Source organism: Oryzomicrobium sp., from assembly GCF_021287045.1.
Classification (GTDB): Bacteria; Pseudomonadota; Gammaproteobacteria; order Burkholderiales; family Rhodocyclaceae; genus Oryzomicrobium.
On record NZ_JAJTBG010000005.1, the window covers coordinates 211,326 to 228,304 of the forward strand.

A 16,979-nucleotide genomic window follows, 5' to 3' on the forward strand; every position below is an offset into this window, starting at 1 on the left:
TGGGGTGGCGAAGTCCATAACCATAACGCATAGCCCGCCGCCGCCCCAGCCCTCTGCACGGGGTCGGTTTGGCGGGCGTCCCCAAACCCCAGGCGGGGCGCGGACTTCCAGAGGCCCATCGCGCAGCGCAAGGCGGGGCGAGGCGTTTGCGAGGGACCCCGTCAAAGTCCGCGCCAGTAGCGGACTTTGGGCCGGTGCCCGGCGGGGCGGGCGCGGCGGCGGATTTGGTGCTAAGGTGCGCCGTTTTTCGCGCCGCCCCGGCCGTCGCCCAACCCCGGGCCTGGGGCCCGCTCCGCTGCTTGCGCACCGCTTTCAAGTCCCTTTACGCCTCGTCCGCCCTTTCGCCGTGTCCAGCCCCACCACCCCCGCCTCCACCCCGCTACGCATCGACGACCTGCGCCAGCGCCTGCGCGCCCTGGGCGCCAAGCCCTGCCACGAGGATCGGGTGCTGCGTTCCTGGTTGCAGGCGGCGCCCCTGGACAGTGGCGCCCGGCGCCGCCGCGCCGAGGATTTTTTGCCCCTGGGGGTGCGCGACGACCTGCCGGCCTTGCAGGCCGACCTGGACGCCCTGGCCGCGGTGCGCGCCGAGCACCCGGGGGGCGACGGCTCGGCCCGCCTGCTGGTGGCCCTGGCCGACGGCCAGACGGTGGAAAGCGTGCTGCTGCCCCGGGACGGGCTGTGCGTGTCCACCCAGGTGGGCTGCGCGGTGGGCTGCGTGTTCTGCATGACCGGCCGGGAGGGGCTGCTGCGCCAGGTGGGCAGCGCCGAGATCGTCGCCCAGGTGGTGCTGGCCCGGGCCCGGCGGCGGGTGAAGAAGGTGGTGTTCATGGGCATGGGCGAGCCGGCCCACAACCTGGACAACGTGCTGGAGGCCATCGACCTGCTCGGCACCGTGGGCGACATCGGCCACAAGAACCTGGTGTTTTCTACCGTCGGCGATCCCCGGGTGTTCGAGCGCCTGCCGCGCCAGGCGGTCAAGCCGGCCCTGGCCCTGTCGCTGCACACCAGCCGGGCCGACCTGCGCGCCGAACTGCTGCCCCGGGCGCCGCGCCTCACTCCGGACGAGTTGGTGGAACTGGGCGAGGCCTACGCCCGGGCCACCGGCTACCCGATCCAGTACCAGTGGACCCTGATCGAGGGGGTCAACGACAGCCCGGCGGAAATGGACGGCATCGTCCGGCTGCTCAAGGGCAAGTACGCGATCATGAACATGATCCCCTACAACACGGTGAGCGAACTGGGCTTCAAGCGACCGGACTGGACCCGTGCCGAGGCCCTGGCCCGGGAGCTGCACGCACGGGGCGTGCTGACCAAGCTGCGCGATTCCGCCGGCCAGGACATCGACGGCGGCTGCGGCCAATTGCGCGCCCGCAGCCTGGCCGATCCGAGCCAGCCCCTGCGGCGCATGCCCCGGCCGTAGGGCCGGGCAGCGCTGGGGCCGGTCCATCCGCCGGCCCGCGCGTTTCTCCGCGCCGCATTGCCGGCTTCATTCCCCATTCCCCGCAACCCCGCGCCAGTCGTGGCGCTTGGGCCGACGCCCCGATGTAGCGGGGGCTCAGAACACGAAGGGGATGAACATCTTGGTGCGCCGCCGGTAGTCGTCGTAGGCCGACTCGCCGAAATAGGCGGCGCACTCCCGCTCGTCGGCCCGGACGGTGGGCACCAGCAGGCAGGTGGTGACCAGGCCGGCGACCAGGCCCGTCAGGCTCGGCAGCTGAAAGAACACCCCCCAGGTCAGCAGCAGCAGGGAGGTGTACATGGGGTGGCGGATGTAGCCGAAGACGCCCGTGGTCACCAGGGTGGTGGTCTTTTCGAACTCGTACAGCCCGGCCCCGCCCTCGTCGCGCTGGGCATCGACGGCCCCCTTGAAGCGCAGGGTGAGCAGGCCCAGGGACACCATGAGGATGCTGGACAGCATCAGCACCCAGGAGGCCAGCGCATGTGGGGCGACGGAGCCGCTGCCCCAGGTTTCCCGGTTGAGCACGAGCAGGAAGAGGATGCCTTCCCAAACGAAGAAGCGGTAGAAGCCGTGGCTGCCCGGCGCGCGCAGGGGCTTGCGCGACAGCCAGGCCAGCGCGGCGGAGCCGAGGGCGAAGAGCAGAACGTCGGTATTCATGTTGTTCTTGGTGCGCCGGGCGCCCCGGAACGGTGGCATTCAGGGAGCAGAGTGACCGGCGCCGTTATGCCGGTGGGGGCACGGCGGGTGCCGGACGCTGGACCGCCGTCCCCTATCTTGCCCGCGCTGCCGGATCAGAGGTTCCAGGCCAGGCCGACCCAGCCCAGGTTGGCCTGGCGGGTGGCGACGATGGGGCTGCGGGCGAGGCTGCCGCCGAGGCGCGCCGACTGGATGCCGAAGACCAGGGAATATTCCGCGTTGAGCTTATAGCCGCCATCCAGCCCGGCGGTGGCGCTGGTGCTGGCTCCGGCCCGGTAGGCCGGCCGGGCCGCCGTGGCCTCGTCCGGGTTCACGCCGAAGAAGTAGTTGGCGGTGCGGGCGCCCAGGCGGTCGGCGCCGACGTAGCCACTCAGCCGGAAGGGGCCGTCCTTGGCGAAATCCCGGTAGAGGTAGACCCGCCCGGAACCGCCCTGGCTGGAATTGGTGAGGTCGGTGAACACCGAGACGTCGATGGCCACCGGCCCCAGGTCCCAGTCGAAGGCCGGACCGCCTTCCAGGCTGTTGCGCCGCGTCGCCATGCCGGTCAGCCGGGCGCCGTCCCGGGCCTGGAAGCCGAAGCGCGGCTCCACCGCCAGCCCCAGGGCCATCTTGCGGTCGTCGCTGCCCCACAGGTAGACCCCGGCGCGCAGGGGCTCGATGTACCCCACGTCGCCGTACTGGGCAGACACCAGGGGCACCAGCCAGGTACGCATGCCGTTGCCGCCGGTGTATTTGGGAAAGACCATGGGCCCCAGGCCCGCGGTGCCGCTCCAGGCGGACTTGGCGGGGAGCGTGGCGGGTGAGGCGTCCGCCGCGGCCGATTGGGGGCTCTGGGCGGACGGGGCCGGCGGAGCGTCCGGCTCGGCGCGCAGGGGACCGGCCGCCAGCAGCAGTGCTGCGGCAAGGCCGGCCGCCCCCAGGGCGCGGCGGGGCAGGACGGAAGAGGATGCGTGGTCGGGGCGGGCGGACTGCCCGGGCATCGCCAAAAACATGGCTGCACCATGGAAATGGAATGAAGCGGGCAACCTTACCACGGCCCGGGCCGGCCACCTATCCACCCGTCGTCAAACGCGCTCCGGAGCCCCGGTCCGGCTACCCGCCGTCGCTAGGCCGCCCCGCCATGGGCGGGGTCGCGGCAACCCGCTCCCGGGCCTGGCGGTTGGCCCCCAGGGGCACCGCGCCGAGTAGCACGCCGCCCACGGCGATCAGGGCGGTAGGCAGGTCGAACTGGCTCACCGCCACCACCGCCGACACCCACAGGGCGGCGGCGCTCAGGGCCGGCCAGGCCACCATCAGGACCAGGTCGGCCAGGGACTGGCGTGCCCGGTGGCGAAAATGCCAGGCGCAGGCGAAGCCGGCTAGCCCGTAGTAGTAGGCCACCTGCACGCCGATGGCGTTGATCGAGGCCTTGAGCACCTCGCCGACCCCGTGGAAGAGCAGGGACAGAAGCAACAGCAGGCAGCCCAGGCCGGCGATCAGCATGGTGGCCCAGTAGGGGCTGCGCCAGTCGGCGTGGAGCCGGGCCCAGCGCCGGTGCAAGGCGCCGTCCCGGGACTTGGCGAACATGGTGCGGGTGAACTGGAGGATCGAGGTTTCCAGGGTGCCGATGGTGGACAGCATCAGGGCCAGCACCGCCAGATAGCTCCAGGGCCGGGGAAAGAGCCGGTCGGCCACGGCGAAGATGACGTTGGTGCTGGCGTTGCGGATCTCGTCGTCCCCCAGGGCGAGCAGCGCCACGGCGGCGAAAGCGGTGAAGGCCGAGGTGATGATGACCATGGCCAGGGCCGCCCCCAGCCCGGGCAGCCGGGCCGAATCCCGGGTCTCCTCGTTGAGGTTCACCGCCACGTCCCATCCCCAGAAGAAATACAGGGCGATGATGGCGCCGCTGGCGAAGGCGGCCGGGGTGAAGGCGCTCGGCGCCAACTGCCCCCAGGACAGCCGGTGGGCCGCCGCCGGCCCGAAGCGCAGGGCGGCGGCCACGGTGAGCACCAGCAGGATGGCCAGCTCAGTGGCGGTCATCACTGCCTGCACCGCCCCGGTGAGGGCGATGCCCCGGATCAGCACCAGGCTCACCGCCACCAACCAGCCCATGGACACCAGAGTCACCGCCAGTTGGTCGTTGACCAGGCTGGGGCAGAGCAGCAGCAGGGTGGCGTTGCCCGCCGGGATGGTGGCCGAGACCATGAACAGGGTGGAGGCCACCAGCAGGGTCCAGCCGGCGAAGAAGCCCAGGGTGCGGTTGAAGATGCGGCTGACCCAGGCGTAGGAGGCCCCGGCGTTGGCCTCCAGCCGGTTGAGGTGCATGTAGGCGAAAGTGATGCCGAACATGATCAGCCCGCAGTAGAGCAGGCTGGCGGGGGCGAGCACGCCGACGGCGCCGATCAGGGTGGTCATGGTCGCCGAGATGCTGAAGGTGGGCGCGGTGCCGGCTACCCCCATCACCACCGAATGGACCAGGCTCAGGGCGTCCTTTTGCAGATCGTCGGCCACTTTCGCTGCTCCCGTTCATGTCCCATGGCGCCACCGCCGGCCCGGCGGGCCGCGTTCCCTGGACCTATGACCGCGCCGACGGCGGGACGTGCCCGGGCCGGTCCAGCCCGGCCAGCCGTTCCGCCTGGTCCGCCGCCGCCTGACGCGCCTCCCGGTCGAGCCGGCGCAGCCAGCGCGGCGGGATGGCGTCTTCGCCGTAGCAGGCTCCGGCCAGCATGGCGGCCAGGGCGCCGTTGGTATCGGCGTCGCCGCCCTGGTTCACCGCCAGCACCACGCAGGATTCGAAGTCGGCGGTGGAAAAGAAGGCGTGGCAGACGGTCTGCCAGGTGTCCACCACGTAGCCGCTGGCGCGCCGGGGGTAGGGGTCGAAACGGAAGGTGCGCCGCTCGGCGGCCAGGTCGTCGGCCACACGCCGGGCAGCGTCCTGGCCCTGACCGGCAAGGAGCCGGCGGGCCATGCGGCCGAGGGCCAGGGCGGCGGCATCCGAATAGGGGTGGTGGTGGGTGAAGCGGCACTGGGCCAGGGTGTAGCGGGCAAAGCGGCTGCCCGGCCCGTCGTCCTGGTCGGACAGGGTAGCCAGCACCACCGGCAGGTTGCGCATGGCCGCGCCATTGCCCCCGTCCCCCTCGTGGGGCGTCGCTTCCAAGGAGCCCTGCTGCATATAGCGGACGATGCCGCGGCGACAGGTGTTGCCCACGTCGATGGGCCGGGTCTTGAGCCAGGCGGCGAAGTGCTCGGCCACCCGGGGCAGGCTCCAGTCCTCGCCGGCGGCCCGGGCGGCCAGGATGGCTTCGCCCAGGGCCAGGCTCATCTGGGTGTCGTCGGTGACCTGGCCGGGTTTGAGCTTGAGCCAGCCGCCCCCCACCAGGTCGCGCAGCTCGCCGTAGCGGGCGCGGATTTCGCCGGCGGTGAGGAATTCGACGCTGGCCCCCAGGGCGTCCCCCACGGCGAACCCCAGGTAGGCGCCCCGCACCCGGGCAGCCAGGTCGGGGAGAGGAGAGGTGTCGCTCATCGCCCTGTCCGCGCTACAGATAGGCCAGGCGCACCCGGAAATCGCCGCCGATCGCCAGGTATTCGCCCTCGCCACGCAGCACCGGGCCGTCGAGCAGGGCGTTGCAGAAGAGGATCTTGGAAATCGGCACCGCCACTTCGAGCAGGGTGTCGCCGAAGGTGTCGGCGGTTTCCCGGCTGTCGGTAAAGCTGACCAGGTTGTTGTGCCGGGCGATGGCCTCGCGCTTGCCGAGCCAGCACACCACCTGGTGCTCGGAGAAGTCGTTGACGCCCCGGTACAGGGTCAGGTGGCGGCAGGGCGGATAGGGCCAGCCGGGCAGGCCGCCGCGGGCGGTTCGGGCCGTCCCCGCAGTACCGTGCCAGTCGCCCCAGAACAGCCACTGGCCATATTCGTAGAGCAGGTCGAACTGCTGGGCGATGGCGTTGGTGTGGTAGCGGGCGGCCATCTTCTCTTCCACGTAGGTCATCCACGCCGGAGACGGGTAGGCCCCCAGGGGCGCCTTGTGGAAGAGCGGCGCCAGGCCGAAGCGGCTTTCCACCCAGCCCTTGAGCACGGCCCCGGCCGGGCCGTTGGCGTCGAAGCCCCAGCCGTGCAGCACCTTGAGGTAGCTGGAGCGGTGGCGCTTCCTGCCCAGGCGGTCCGGCGGGTTGGGCGCATCCAGATCGAACACGGCGTTCATGTAGGCACGGAAGGCGGCCTGAGCGTCCGCCAGCCCGGCAGCATCGCCGAGCATGCGGAACAGGGCGGCATTGGTTTCGCGCGTACCGTGGATGGACAGCCGCAGGGGGTAGTCGTTGTAGTCCGGGCTGGCAAGCAGGCCGGTGGGCAGGCCCACCAGGTTGGTGGCGTGGCGATAAGGGTCGGGAGCGGCCATGACGGCGGGGCAGCAAGAACCGTTCCCCTGGCCGCCGCCCCCCACCCTTCCTCCCCAGGCCCGCGTCACGCCTGGCGTTGCGGCCATTCCGGCCACGGCGGCCGGTGCCGCACTTGGAGGGAAAGTCGACAGGCGAAACGCCGTTGTCGACTTTCAGACACGGTGGAGGCGCCTCCGTCGAAACGGACAAACCCTCGTAAAAACAGCGGGTTGGACGCTACCGGCGCAACTGGCACAGGGCTTGCGAAAAGGTGGGTGAACCGGGAATTCCGGGCCAATTCGTCATCAACCACCCTGAGGAAATCATCATGTCTCTGCGTCAGATTGCTTTCTACGGCAAAGGCGGCATCGGCAAGTCCACCACCTCCCAGAACACCCTGGCGGCCCTGGCCGAAATGGGCCAGAAGATTCTGATCGTCGGCTGCGACCCCAAGGCCGACTCGACCCGCCTGATCCTGCACGCCAAGGCCCAGGACACGGTGCTGTCCCTGGCCGCCGACGCCGGTTCCGTCGAGGATCTGGAACTTGAGGACGTGCTCAAGGTGGGTTACCGGGACATCCGTTGCGTCGAATCCGGCGGCCCCGAGCCCGGCGTCGGCTGCGCCGGCCGCGGCGTCATCACCGCCATCAACTTCCTCGAAGAAAACGGCGCCTACGACGGCGTGGACTACGTCTCCTACGACGTGCTGGGCGACGTGGTGTGCGGCGGCTTCGCCATGCCGATCCGCGAAAACAAGGCCCAGGAAATCTACATCGTCATGTCCGGCGAGATGATGGCCATGTACGCCGCCAACAACATCTCCAAGGGCATCCTCAAGTACGCCAACGCCGGCGGCGTGCGCCTGGGCGGCCTGATCTGCAACGAGCGCAAGACCGACAAGGAATACGAACTGGCCGACGCCCTGGCCAAGAAGCTCGGCACCAAGCTGATCCACTTCGTACCCCGGGACAACGTGGTGCAGCACGCCGAGCTGCGCCGCATGACCGTGCTGGAGTACGACCCCGAGTCCAAGCAGGCCGCCGAGTACCGCACCCTGGCCCAGAAGGTCCACGCCAACGCCGGCAACGGCGTGATCCCCACCCCCATTTCCATGGACGAGCTGGAAGACCTGCTGCTCGAGTTCGGGATCATGCAGAAGGAAGACGAATCCATCGTCGGCAAGGCCAAGGTCACCGCCTGACGGGCGGTCGCGCCCCCACGGGGCGCCCCCCGAACCTTAAAACCATTCTTAGGAGAAACCCATGAGTGCGGTTCTCGACGACAAGACGCGCAACAAGGCGTTGATCAACGAGGTGCTGGAAGCCTATCCGGAAAAGGCGGCCAAGAAGCGCGCCAAGCACCTCAACGTGTATGAAGAGGGCAAGCCCGACTGCGGCGTGAAGTCCAACATCAAGTCCCTGCCCGGCGTCATGACCATCCGCGGCTGCGCCTACGCCGGCTCGAAAGGCGTGGTGTGGGGCCCGATCAAGGACATGGTGCACATCTCCCACGGCCCGGTGGGCTGCGGCCAGTATTCCTGGGGCACCCGGCGCAACTACGCCAGCGGCACCATCGGCGTGGACAACTTCGTCGTGCTGCAGGTCACCTCCGACTTCCAGGAGAAGGACATTGTCTTCGGCGGCGACAAGAAGCTGGAGAAGGTGATCGACGAGATCAACCAGCTGTTCCCCCTCGCCAACGGCATCTCGATCCAGTCCGAATGCCCGATCGGCCTGATCGGCGACGACATCGAGGCGGTGGCCAAGAAGAAGGGCAATGAAGCCGGCAAGACCATCGTGCCGGTGCGCTGCGAAGGCTTTCGCGGCGTGTCCCAGTCCCTCGGCCACCACATCGCCAACGACCAGGTGCGCGACTGGGTGCTGGACAAGGCCGACGCCCAGCACGCGGCCGGCCCTTACGACGTGGCCATCATCGGCGACTACAACATCGGCGGCGACGCCTGGTCGTCGCGCATCCTGCTCGAGGAGATGGGCCTGCGCGTGGTGGCCCAGTGGTCCGGCGACGGCACCCTGAAGGAGATGGAGAAGACCCCCAAGGTCAAGCTCAACCTGCTCCACTGCTACCGCTCGATGAACTACATCAGCCGGCACATGGAAGAGAAGTACGGCATTCCCTGGGTGGAATACAACTTCTTCGGTCCCTCCAAGATCGCCGCGTCGCTGCGGGAAATCGCTTCCCACTTCGACGACAAGATCAAGGAGAACGCCGAAAAGGTGATCGCCAAGTACCAGCCCATGGTCGATGCGGTGATCGCCAAGTACAAGCCGCGCCTCGACAAAAAGACGGTAATGCTCTACGTCGGCGGCCTGCGTCCGCGCCATGTGGTCGGGGCCTACGAGGACCTGGGCATGGAAGTGGTGGGGGCCGGCTATGAGTTCGCCCACGGCGATGACTACCAGCGCACCACCCATTACGTGAAGGACGGCACCCTGATCTACGACGACGTCACCGGCTTCGAGTTCGAGAAGTTCGCCGAGACGATCCGCCCCGACCTGGTGGGCTCCGGGGTCAAGGAAAAGTACATCTTCCAGAAGATGGGCATCCCCTTCCGCCAGATGCACTCCTGGGACTACTCCGGTCCGTACCACAGCTACGACGGCTTCGCCATCTTCGCCCGGGACATGGACATGGCCATCAACAGCCCGGTGTGGGCCATGAACAAGGCGCCGTGGAAGAAGTAGGCCGCCGCCCGTCCGCATACCAGTACGACCTTCGCCTGCACGACCTGCTGCGCGACCGGTGCGGGGATGACCGTCCGGCTCGCTAAAGGAGATTCAAAATGCCGCAAACCGCCGAGAAAATCCTCGACCACAACGCGCTCTTCAAGGAACCCGAGTACCAGGAGCTGATGGCGCGCAAGAAGGCCTTCGAGGAAGCGCCGCTCACCGCCGAAGTGAAGAAGATCGAGGACTGGACCAAGTCCTGGGAGTACCGGGAACTCAACTTCAAGCGCGAAGCCCTGACCATCAACCCAGCCAAGGCCTGCCAACCCCTGGGCGCCGTGCTGTGCGCCTCGGGCTTCGAGGGCACCCTGCCCTACGTCCATGGCTCGCAAGGCTGCGTCGCCTACTTCCGCTCCCACTTCAACCGCCACTTCAAGGAACCGTCCTCCTGCGTGTCGGATTCGATGACCGAGGACGCGGCCGTGTTCGGCGGCCTGAACAACATGGTGGACGGCCTGGCCAACGCCTACGCCCTGTACAAACCGAAGATGATCGCCGTCTCCACCACCTGCATGGCCGAGGTGATCGGCGACGACCTGGACGCCTTCATCAAGACCGCCAAGCAGAAGGGCTCGCTGCCGGAAGACTTTCCGGTGCCCTTCGCCCACACCCCCTCCTTCGTCGGCAGCCACGTCACCGGCTACGACAACATGCTGCGCGGCGTGCTGCAGCAGTCCTGGAGCGGTGCCGAGCGCAGCACGGGCAACGGCAAGGTGGTGATCAACGGCGGCTTCGACGGCTATTGCGTCGGCAACAACCGGGAACTGAAACGCCTGCTCAAGGCCATGGACATCGACGGCACGATCCTGTCCGACCCGTCGGACGTCTACGACACCCCGGCCGACGGCGAATTCCGCATGTACGACGGCGGCACCACCCTGGCCGACACCCGGGCGGCCCTGGACGCCCAGGCCACCTTCCTGCTGCAGGGGTTCTCCACTGCCAAGACCGGCGAATACATCGCCGCCAAGGGCCAGGAGGTGGTGACCTTCCACAACCCGGTCGGCGTAGCCGCCACCGACGCCCTGCTGATGAGCCTGTCCCGGATCTCCGGCAAGGCCATTCCGGAAGAACTGGAAAAGGAACGAGGCCGCCTGGTGGACGCCATCGCCGATTCCCAGGCCTACCTGCACGGCAAGAGCTTTTCCCTGTTCGGCGACCCGGACATGGTGTTCGGCCTGACCGCCTTCCTGCTCGAACTGGGGGCCGAGCCCAAGCACATCGTGGTGACCAACTCGACCAAGGAATTCGTGGAGAAGATCACGGCCCTGCTGGCGGCCAGCCCCTTCGGCCAGGGGGCCAAGGTCTACGGCGGCAAGGACCTGTGGCACCTGCGCTCCCTGCTCGCCACCGAGCCGTCCGATTTCCTCATCGGCAGCTCCTACGGCAAGTTCCTTGAGCGCGACACCGGGGTGCCCCTGATCCGCATCGGCTTCCCCCTGTTCGACCGCCACCACCATCACCGCTTCCCCATCTGGGGCTACCAGGGTGGCCTGAACGTACTGGTGCGCATCCTCGACAAAATCTTCGACGTGCTCGACGCCGACCCCAAGGGCACCAGCTTCGACGTGGTGCGCTGAACCCGGCTTAACCGATTTTCCACCGGCAGCGGAAACCGGGCCTACGGGCCCGGTTTTTTCATTTTTGGCGATGCCCGGATTACCGGCCGCTTATTTGCGCCGCAATCAAACCCGGATGCAACCACCCCCCATTGCAGTTTTAAACAAAACCCTCTGAAAACCATTCGGCAATGAATATTTGTCGCAACAAATAATTCAACAAATCAAATACTTGCAAATAAAATTTGGCGGCAAACAATTAAACGACAAATACTCGCAAAAGCTGACAAAAGCTGGCATTTATATAAAATACAAAAAACAAAAGACATGACGAAAAACAAAAACAGAGCACGAATACCCGGCAGAAGAACGTACCCGCAGTTTCAACGACCTTCCCGCGATATTCCGAATCTGCGCCATGTCGACAAAACCCAGGCAGGCCGTCGCCGCCGACTTCGTTCTGCACCAGCCCCTGGGCTGGCCGCTCTATGATGCCAATGGCCTCCTGCTGCTCAAGCAGGGCTACGTCATCACCATGCCCAGCCTGATCGACCGCCTGCTCGAGCGCGGTTGCTACATCGGCCCGCCCAACACCGAGCAAAAGCGCATCCAGATCGATGCGGGCGGCGACGAGGGCGAGCAAAAAGAGGGGGGCGACGATACCGCCGCGCCCCGCAAGGCCGCCCAGGCCCCGGTGTTCTTCCGCACCCTCGACCTGATCACCAGCATCCGCCGCATCCACAAGCTGCTCTGCGACCCGCCGGCCCTGGGCGTCAACATCCGGGGCTACGTGGAGGAACGGGCCGACCAGTTGATCGCCATGGTGGGCGAGGATGCCGATGCGGTGCTGGCGGCGGCCTACCTCACCACGGAAATCCCCGAGTACCGCCCGGGCCACCAACTGCTCGGCGCCGCCATCGCCGCCCTGCTGGCCCCGTCCTGCGGCATCAACGGCGCGCAGCGGCGCACGCTGGTGTGCGCCGCCCTGACCCGGGACGTGGGGCTGCACGAATTCGACCAGTCTCCCGACGGCACCAGCCGGACTCTCTCCGAAACGGCCCGGGCCAAGGTGCAGGGGCATGCCGAGCTGTCCGCCGGCATCCTCGCCACCCATGGCATCAAGGACGAGCCCTGGCTGCGCTACGTGCGCGAGCACCACGAACGCCCCGACGGGAGCGGCTATCCGGTGCACAAGCGCACCGGCGAGGCCTTGCCCGGCTCCTTCCTGCTCAACCTGGCCGACTCCTACGCCAGCATGGTCCTGACCAGCGAACGGGTCCCGGGGAAGTTTCCCGCCAACGTGATCCGGGAACTGTTCCTGGAAAAGGGCCATCGCTACGACGAACTCCACGTCACTGCGCTGTTCAAGACCCTGACCCGCTTTCCCGCCGGCACCCTGGTGTCCCTGGCCAACGGCGAAATCTGCATGGTCAAGCGCACCGCCGCCGACGGCAAGCCCATGGCATACAGCATTTATGATCGCACCGGCATGCCCCAGAGCAGCCCGGTGCTGCGCGACACCGGCCAGCCCGAATTCGCCATCACCGGCTGCGTCTCGCCGGCCAAATGCCAGTCCGCCGCCCTGATCATCCGCCGCCTCTGGCAGGCCGCCCGCTGATCCGCCGGCCTTCGTCCCATCCAGACTTCTTTTCGCCTACTTCCCGCATCCGAGCCCGAGCACCATGCGCACAAACCTCCCCGTCAGCCAGGAAGAGCATCTCGTCCCCCCCGGCATCGCCATCGTCTCCAAGACCGACCTGCGCGGCGTCATCACCTACGCCAACGACGCCTTCGTCGACATCAGCGGCTACAGCCGCGAGGAATTGATCGGGCAGCCCCACAACCTGCTGCGCCACCCCGACATGCCGCCCCAGGCCTTCGCCCACATGTGGGCCACTCTGAAGAAAGGGAATCCCTGGAAGGGCATCGTCAAGAACCGCACCCGGGACGGCGGCTTCTACTGGGTCAAGGCGGTGGTGGTGCCGGTGCGCAAGGACAACCAGACCATCGGCTACATGTCGGTCCGGGAAACCGCCAGCCGGGACGAGATCGCGGCGGCGGAACACGCCTACCGCAAGCTCGCCGCCAGCGGCGAGCCGATCAAGGCCAATCCACTGCACAACCTGCTGACCATCAAGACCGGCTTCCTGCTCGGCTCCCTGTTCGTCATCTTCCTGATGATCATGGGCGGCATCCTGGGCATCGGCGGCCTGATGCTGTCCAACGGTACGGTGGAAACCCTGTACAAGAACCGCATCGTCACCCTCATCAAGGTCGGCCAGATGGACGCCGAGGTGCGCCAGATCACGGAGGCCACCGCCAACGGCCATCCCGCCGCCCCGCTGCCGCCGGCCCGGACCATCACCGTCGCCCGCCTGCTCGCCGAGCTGGAGGGCACGCCCCTGCCCCCGAGCGGACAGGCGATGGTGCATGGCCTGCAAGCCGAATTCACCCAACTCAACCAATTGCTCAACGCCGCCCAGGAGGCCGATCCGGCCGACGGCAAGGCCGCCGCCCCCCTGATCCAGGCCAGCCTCGGCCGGCTGCAAAGCCAGATCGGCGAACTGGGACGGACCGTCCAGGCCATTTCCGACGACGACTACATGTCCATGCGCGAACGTAACCTGATGATCGGCAAGATCGCCCTGGCCGGCATCGTCGTCGGCATCCTGGCCGTGCTGGTGGTCGGCCACTTCTTCATCCGCGACATCGTCACGCCGCTGCACGCCGCCATACGCAGTTTCGACCGCATCGCCCAGGGGGACCTGACCGGCGAGGTGGAAGTGTTCGGCAAGGGCGAGACGGGGCAGCTGATCCGGGCCAGCGCCGTGATGCAGATGCACCTGAAGGTGATCACCGACGAAATCTGCCTGGTGGCCAAGGGCATCCAGGCCCACTGCGGCCAGCTCAACCGGGCCCTGTTCGAGATCAGCGACCACTCCGAAATCCAGCACGACCGGCTCAGCCAGGCGCGCAGTACCCTGACCGAGACCCAGTCCTTCTCCCTGGACCTGGAGCAGATGCTGGGCCGGCTGCACGAGGCCGTCCAGGGCGGGAACGGCGGCGCCGGCGAACACGCCGCGGAGCTGGTGGCGCGCATCGAGAATGCCATCCGCCTGCAATCCTTCGCCTTCGAGGACTTCCTTGCCCGGGTCGACCAGTTGGCCGAACTGGTGGTGGACAACCGCCAGGACACCCAGGCCGCCTACGCCATGTCGGAACGGCTGCAAGATGCCGCCGGCCACCTCAACGAACTGGTCAGCTACTTTTCCACGACCCAGCCGCCCCAAGCCCCTCCCCTGCCTCAGGAAGCGGTAGCCCTGGAACAGGCCTGATACCTTCAACCAAGCAAAACGCCGGGTCCCCGACCCGGCGTTTTGCTTTTTAGGCAGGCGTAATCTCAAGCCGCGCTGCGGCCCTGCCCTACCCCTGCAACTCGTTCCTTCCCCGGAACTCCTCCAACGCCTCCGGATTGGCCAGGGCCTCCACGTTCTTCACCGCCTCCCCATGCACCACGTTGCGCACCGCCAGTTCCACGATCTTGCCGCTCTTGGTGCGCGGGATGTCCTGGACCTGAACCACCCGGGCCGGCACGTGGCGCGGGGTGGTGTTCTTGCGGATCTGCTCCTTGATGCGCTGGATCAGGGCCTCGTCCAGAGTGGTGCCTTCCTTCAGGCGCACGAACAGCACGACCCGCACGTCGCCGGAGCCTTTCGGCCAGTCCTGGCCGATCACCAGGGCTTCGAGCACTTCGGGCAGTTGTTCGACCTGGCGGTAGATTTCGGCGGTGCCGATGCGCACGCCGCCGGGGTTGAGGGTGGCGTCCGAGCGGCCGTAGATGATCAGGCCGCCGTGGGCGGTGATCTCGGCGAAGTCGCCGTGGCACCAGGTGTTGGGGAAGCGTTCGAAGTAGGCGGCCCGGTACTTGGCGCCGTCGGGGTCGTTCCAGAAGCCGACGGGCATGGCCGGGAAGGGTTTGGTGCAGACCAGTTCGCCCTTTTCTTCGCGGATCGGGGCGCCGGTGTCGTCGAGGACGTCCACCGCCATGCCTAAGCCCCGGCACTGAATCTCGCCGCGCCACACCGGGCCGATGGGGTTGCCGAGGACGAAGCAGGAGAGGATGTCGGTGCCGCCGGAGATGGAGGCGAGCTGGATGTCTTCCTTGACGTCCCGGTACACGTAGTCGAAGCCTTCGGCCACCAGGGGGCTGCCGGTGGACATCATGGCTTTCAGCGTATCGAGCTTATGGGTCTGCCGGGGTTTCAAGCCAGCCTTGGCGATGGCGTCGATGAACTTGGCCGAGGTGCCGAAGTGGGTCATGGCTTCGGCTTGGGCGTAGTCGAACAGCAGGGTGCCGGCGCTGCCGTCCTTACCCGGAGCGAAGGGGCTGCCGTCGAAGAGCAGCAGGGTGGCGCCGGAGGCCAGGCCCGAGACCAGCCAGTTCCACATCATCCAGCCGCAGGTGGTGAAGTAGAAGACCCGGTCGCCGGGCTTCACGTCGCCCTGCAGCTGGTGTTCCTTCAAATGCTGCAGCAGGGCGCCGCCGTGGCAATGGACGATGCACTTGGGCACGCCGGTGGTGCCCGAGGAGAACATGATGAACAGCGGGTGATCGAAGCCGACCCGGTGGTAGGTGGGCACCGTGGCCCCGGCGTGGGGGGCGGTGAAGTCGGCCAGGGTGGCGCCATTGGCGATGGCGGCCACCTCCCCGGCTCCGAGGGCCGGGTTGAGGTAGGGCACCACCACGGTTTTCACCACGGTGGGCAGTTTGGCCGCCACCTCGGCGTTCTTGGCCAGGCAGTCCACGGCCTTGCCGTTGTACCAGTAGCCGTCGACGCAGACGAAAACCTTGGGTTCGATCTGGCCGAAGCGGTCGAGGACGCCCTGGACGCCGAAGTCCGGGGAGGCGGAAGACCAGATGGCGCCCAGGGCGGTGGTGGCGAGCATGGCCACCAGGGTTTCGGGCAGGTTGGGCAAAAAGCCCGCCACCCGGTCGCCGGGGCCGACGCCGGCGGCGATCAGGCCGGCCTGGAAGGCGGCGACCTGGCGCACCAACTCCATCCGGCTGACCCGGCGCTGGACCTTGGATTCGCCCCAGAAGATCAGAGCGTCAGCACCATCAGCGGGCAGGCCGGCGAAGTTGAGCAGGTTCTCGGCGTAGTTGAGCTTGGCCGTGGGGAACCAGCGGGCGCCGGGCATGCGGTCGCCGTTTTCCAGGACCGGGCCGGTGCCCTTGTCGCCCACCACGCCGAGTTCGTTCCACACCAGGTCCCAGAAGGCGGCGGGGTCGTCCACCGACCACTGCCACAGGGCGTCGTAGTCGGTGAGCGGCCGGCCAGCACGCTGGCTGGCCGGGGTGAGGAAGCGGTGCAGCAGGGTGCCCGAGGCGCGGGCGGGGGTCGGGGTCCACAGGGGCAGGTCGGCAGTGGTCATGGCAGGTCTCGGCAGATCGGGGGACGGGACGAAACGGCCGGGCGGAATCGCGCCGGCAGCCGTCTCACTCGGCGTCGGGCTGGGCTCCCGGCGCGGCGGCGCGGAAGGCGGCCAGGGTGTCGCAGTGGGCGGCGATGCGGCTCAAGATGGGGAAGCCGCTCAGGTCGCAGTCGAAACGCTGGGCGTTGAACACCTGGGGCACCAGGCAGCAGTCGGCCAGGGTCGGGGTGTCGCCGTGGCAGAAGGTGCCGGTGCGCGGGTCGGCAAGCAGGGCTTCCACCGCCGCCAGCCCGTCCATCACCCAGTGGCGGTACCACGCGTTCTTCTGCTCCGGGGTGATGCCCAGGGTGTGCACCAGGTAGCGCAGCACGCGCAGGTTGTTGATCGGATGGATGTCGCAGGCGATGGTCTGGGCGATGGCCCGCACCCGGGCGCGGCCGCCCGGGTCGGCGGGCAGCAGGGCCGGCGTCGGGTGGGTCTCCTCCAGGTATTCGAGGATCGCCAGGGACTGGGTCAGCACCCCGTCGTCGCACTCCAGGGCGGGCACCGTGCCCAGGGGGCTCTTGGCCCGGTAGGCGGGCTGGTTCTGCTGGCCGCCGTCCTTGAGCAGGTGCACGGGGACGGCGGTGTAGTCGATGCCCTTGAGGTTGAGGGCGATGCGCACCCGGTAGGCGGCGGAGCTGCGGAAGTAGGTGTAGAGCGTGAGCATGGCGGGACTCCGGAAGGGCCGGG

The 16,979-nt window shown here is 67.8% G+C and carries 13 protein-coding genes; 6 read left to right on the forward strand and 7 right to left on the reverse strand.

Annotated features, from left to right (window positions below; translation table 11 throughout):
* The first annotated feature begins 346 nt into the window (after positions 1-346).
* Complete coding sequence (locus LWW89_RS07485) at positions 347-1,420, forward strand: RNA methyltransferase (RefSeq protein WP_293263340.1); 1,074 nt, start codon at positions 347-349, stop codon at positions 1,418-1,420.
* A 135-nt stretch (positions 1,421-1,555) separates the two neighbouring features.
* Here LWW89_RS07485 and LWW89_RS07490 read toward each other — a convergent pair whose 3' ends face one another.
* The 5 genes from LWW89_RS07490 to LWW89_RS07510 all read right to left on the reverse strand — a co-directional run bounded on the left by LWW89_RS07490 (position 1,556) and on the right by LWW89_RS07510 (position 6,531).
* Complete coding sequence (locus LWW89_RS07490) at positions 1,556-2,116, reverse strand: isoprenylcysteine carboxylmethyltransferase family protein (protein ID WP_293263342.1); 561 nt, start codon at positions 2,114-2,116, stop codon at positions 1,556-1,558.
* Between the two features lie 134 nt (positions 2,117-2,250).
* A complete protein-coding gene (locus LWW89_RS07495) occupies positions 2,251-3,147 on the reverse strand; it encodes a MipA/OmpV family protein (protein WP_293263344.1) in 897 nt (298 codons plus the stop codon).
* Between the two features lie 100 nt (positions 3,148-3,247).
* The gene (locus LWW89_RS07500) at positions 3,248-4,645 is read right to left on the reverse strand and encodes an APC family permease (RefSeq protein ID WP_293263346.1); all 1,398 of its coding nucleotides are present in this window, start codon (positions 4,643-4,645) and stop codon (positions 3,248-3,250) included.
* Positions 4,646-4,709: 64 nt separating this feature from the next.
* Positions 4,710-5,657 (reverse strand): ADP-ribosyl-[dinitrogen reductase] hydrolase, encoded by a 948-nt coding sequence (gene draG, locus LWW89_RS07505; protein ID WP_293263348.1) that lies wholly within the window; start codon positions 5,655-5,657, stop codon positions 4,710-4,712.
* Positions 5,658-5,670: 13 nt separating this feature from the next.
* Positions 5,671-6,531, reverse strand: coding sequence for an NAD(+)--dinitrogen-reductase ADP-D-ribosyltransferase (locus LWW89_RS07510; RefSeq protein ID WP_293263350.1), 861 nt, complete (start codon positions 6,529-6,531; stop codon positions 5,671-5,673).
* A gap of 308 nt (positions 6,532-6,839) precedes the next feature.
* On the opposite strand from LWW89_RS07510, the gene nifH reads away from it, so the two are divergent.
* The 5 genes from nifH to LWW89_RS07535 all read left to right on the forward strand — a co-directional run bounded on the left by nifH (position 6,840) and on the right by LWW89_RS07535 (position 14,149).
* Positions 6,840-7,712, forward strand: a complete 873-nt coding sequence (gene nifH / locus LWW89_RS07515) for a nitrogenase iron protein (RefSeq protein ID WP_334157077.1) — start codon at positions 6,840-6,842, stop codon at positions 7,710-7,712.
* Positions 7,713-7,773: 61 nt separating this feature from the next.
* Positions 7,774-9,213: a nitrogenase molybdenum-iron protein alpha chain gene (gene nifD / locus LWW89_RS07520; RefSeq protein ID WP_293263352.1), complete on the forward strand. Its 1,440-nt coding sequence runs from the start codon at positions 7,774-7,776 to the stop codon at positions 9,211-9,213.
* 98 nt (positions 9,214-9,311) lie between these two features.
* On the forward strand, positions 9,312-10,835 hold the full coding sequence (gene nifK / locus LWW89_RS07525) for a nitrogenase molybdenum-iron protein subunit beta (protein WP_293263354.1): 1,524 nt from the start codon (positions 9,312-9,314) through the stop codon (positions 10,833-10,835).
* Positions 10,836-11,232: 397 nt separating this feature from the next.
* Positions 11,233-12,432 carry an HD domain-containing phosphohydrolase gene (locus LWW89_RS07530; RefSeq protein WP_293263356.1) on the forward strand — a complete coding sequence of 400 codons (1,200 nt, stop codon included), beginning with the start codon at positions 11,233-11,235 and terminating at the stop codon, positions 12,430-12,432.
* A gap of 64 nt (positions 12,433-12,496) precedes the next feature.
* Positions 12,497-14,149 carry a PAS domain-containing protein gene (locus LWW89_RS07535; RefSeq protein ID WP_293263358.1) on the forward strand — a complete coding sequence of 551 codons (1,653 nt, stop codon included), beginning with the start codon at positions 12,497-12,499 and terminating at the stop codon, positions 14,147-14,149.
* A gap of 88 nt (positions 14,150-14,237) precedes the next feature.
* Here the strand turns inward: LWW89_RS07535 and LWW89_RS07540 are convergent, their stop codons facing one another.
* Together LWW89_RS07540 and maiA are read right to left on the reverse strand one after the other, a co-directional pair.
* Entirely contained in the window at positions 14,238-16,247 is a 2,010-nt protein-coding gene (locus tag LWW89_RS07540) for an acetoacetate--CoA ligase (protein WP_293263360.1), read from the reverse strand.
* A 64-nt stretch (positions 16,248-16,311) separates the two neighbouring features.
* Positions 16,312-16,956, reverse strand: coding sequence for a maleylacetoacetate isomerase (gene maiA, locus LWW89_RS07545; protein WP_293263362.1), 645 nt, complete (start codon positions 16,954-16,956; stop codon positions 16,312-16,314).
* Positions 16,957-16,979 lie beyond the last annotated feature (23 nt).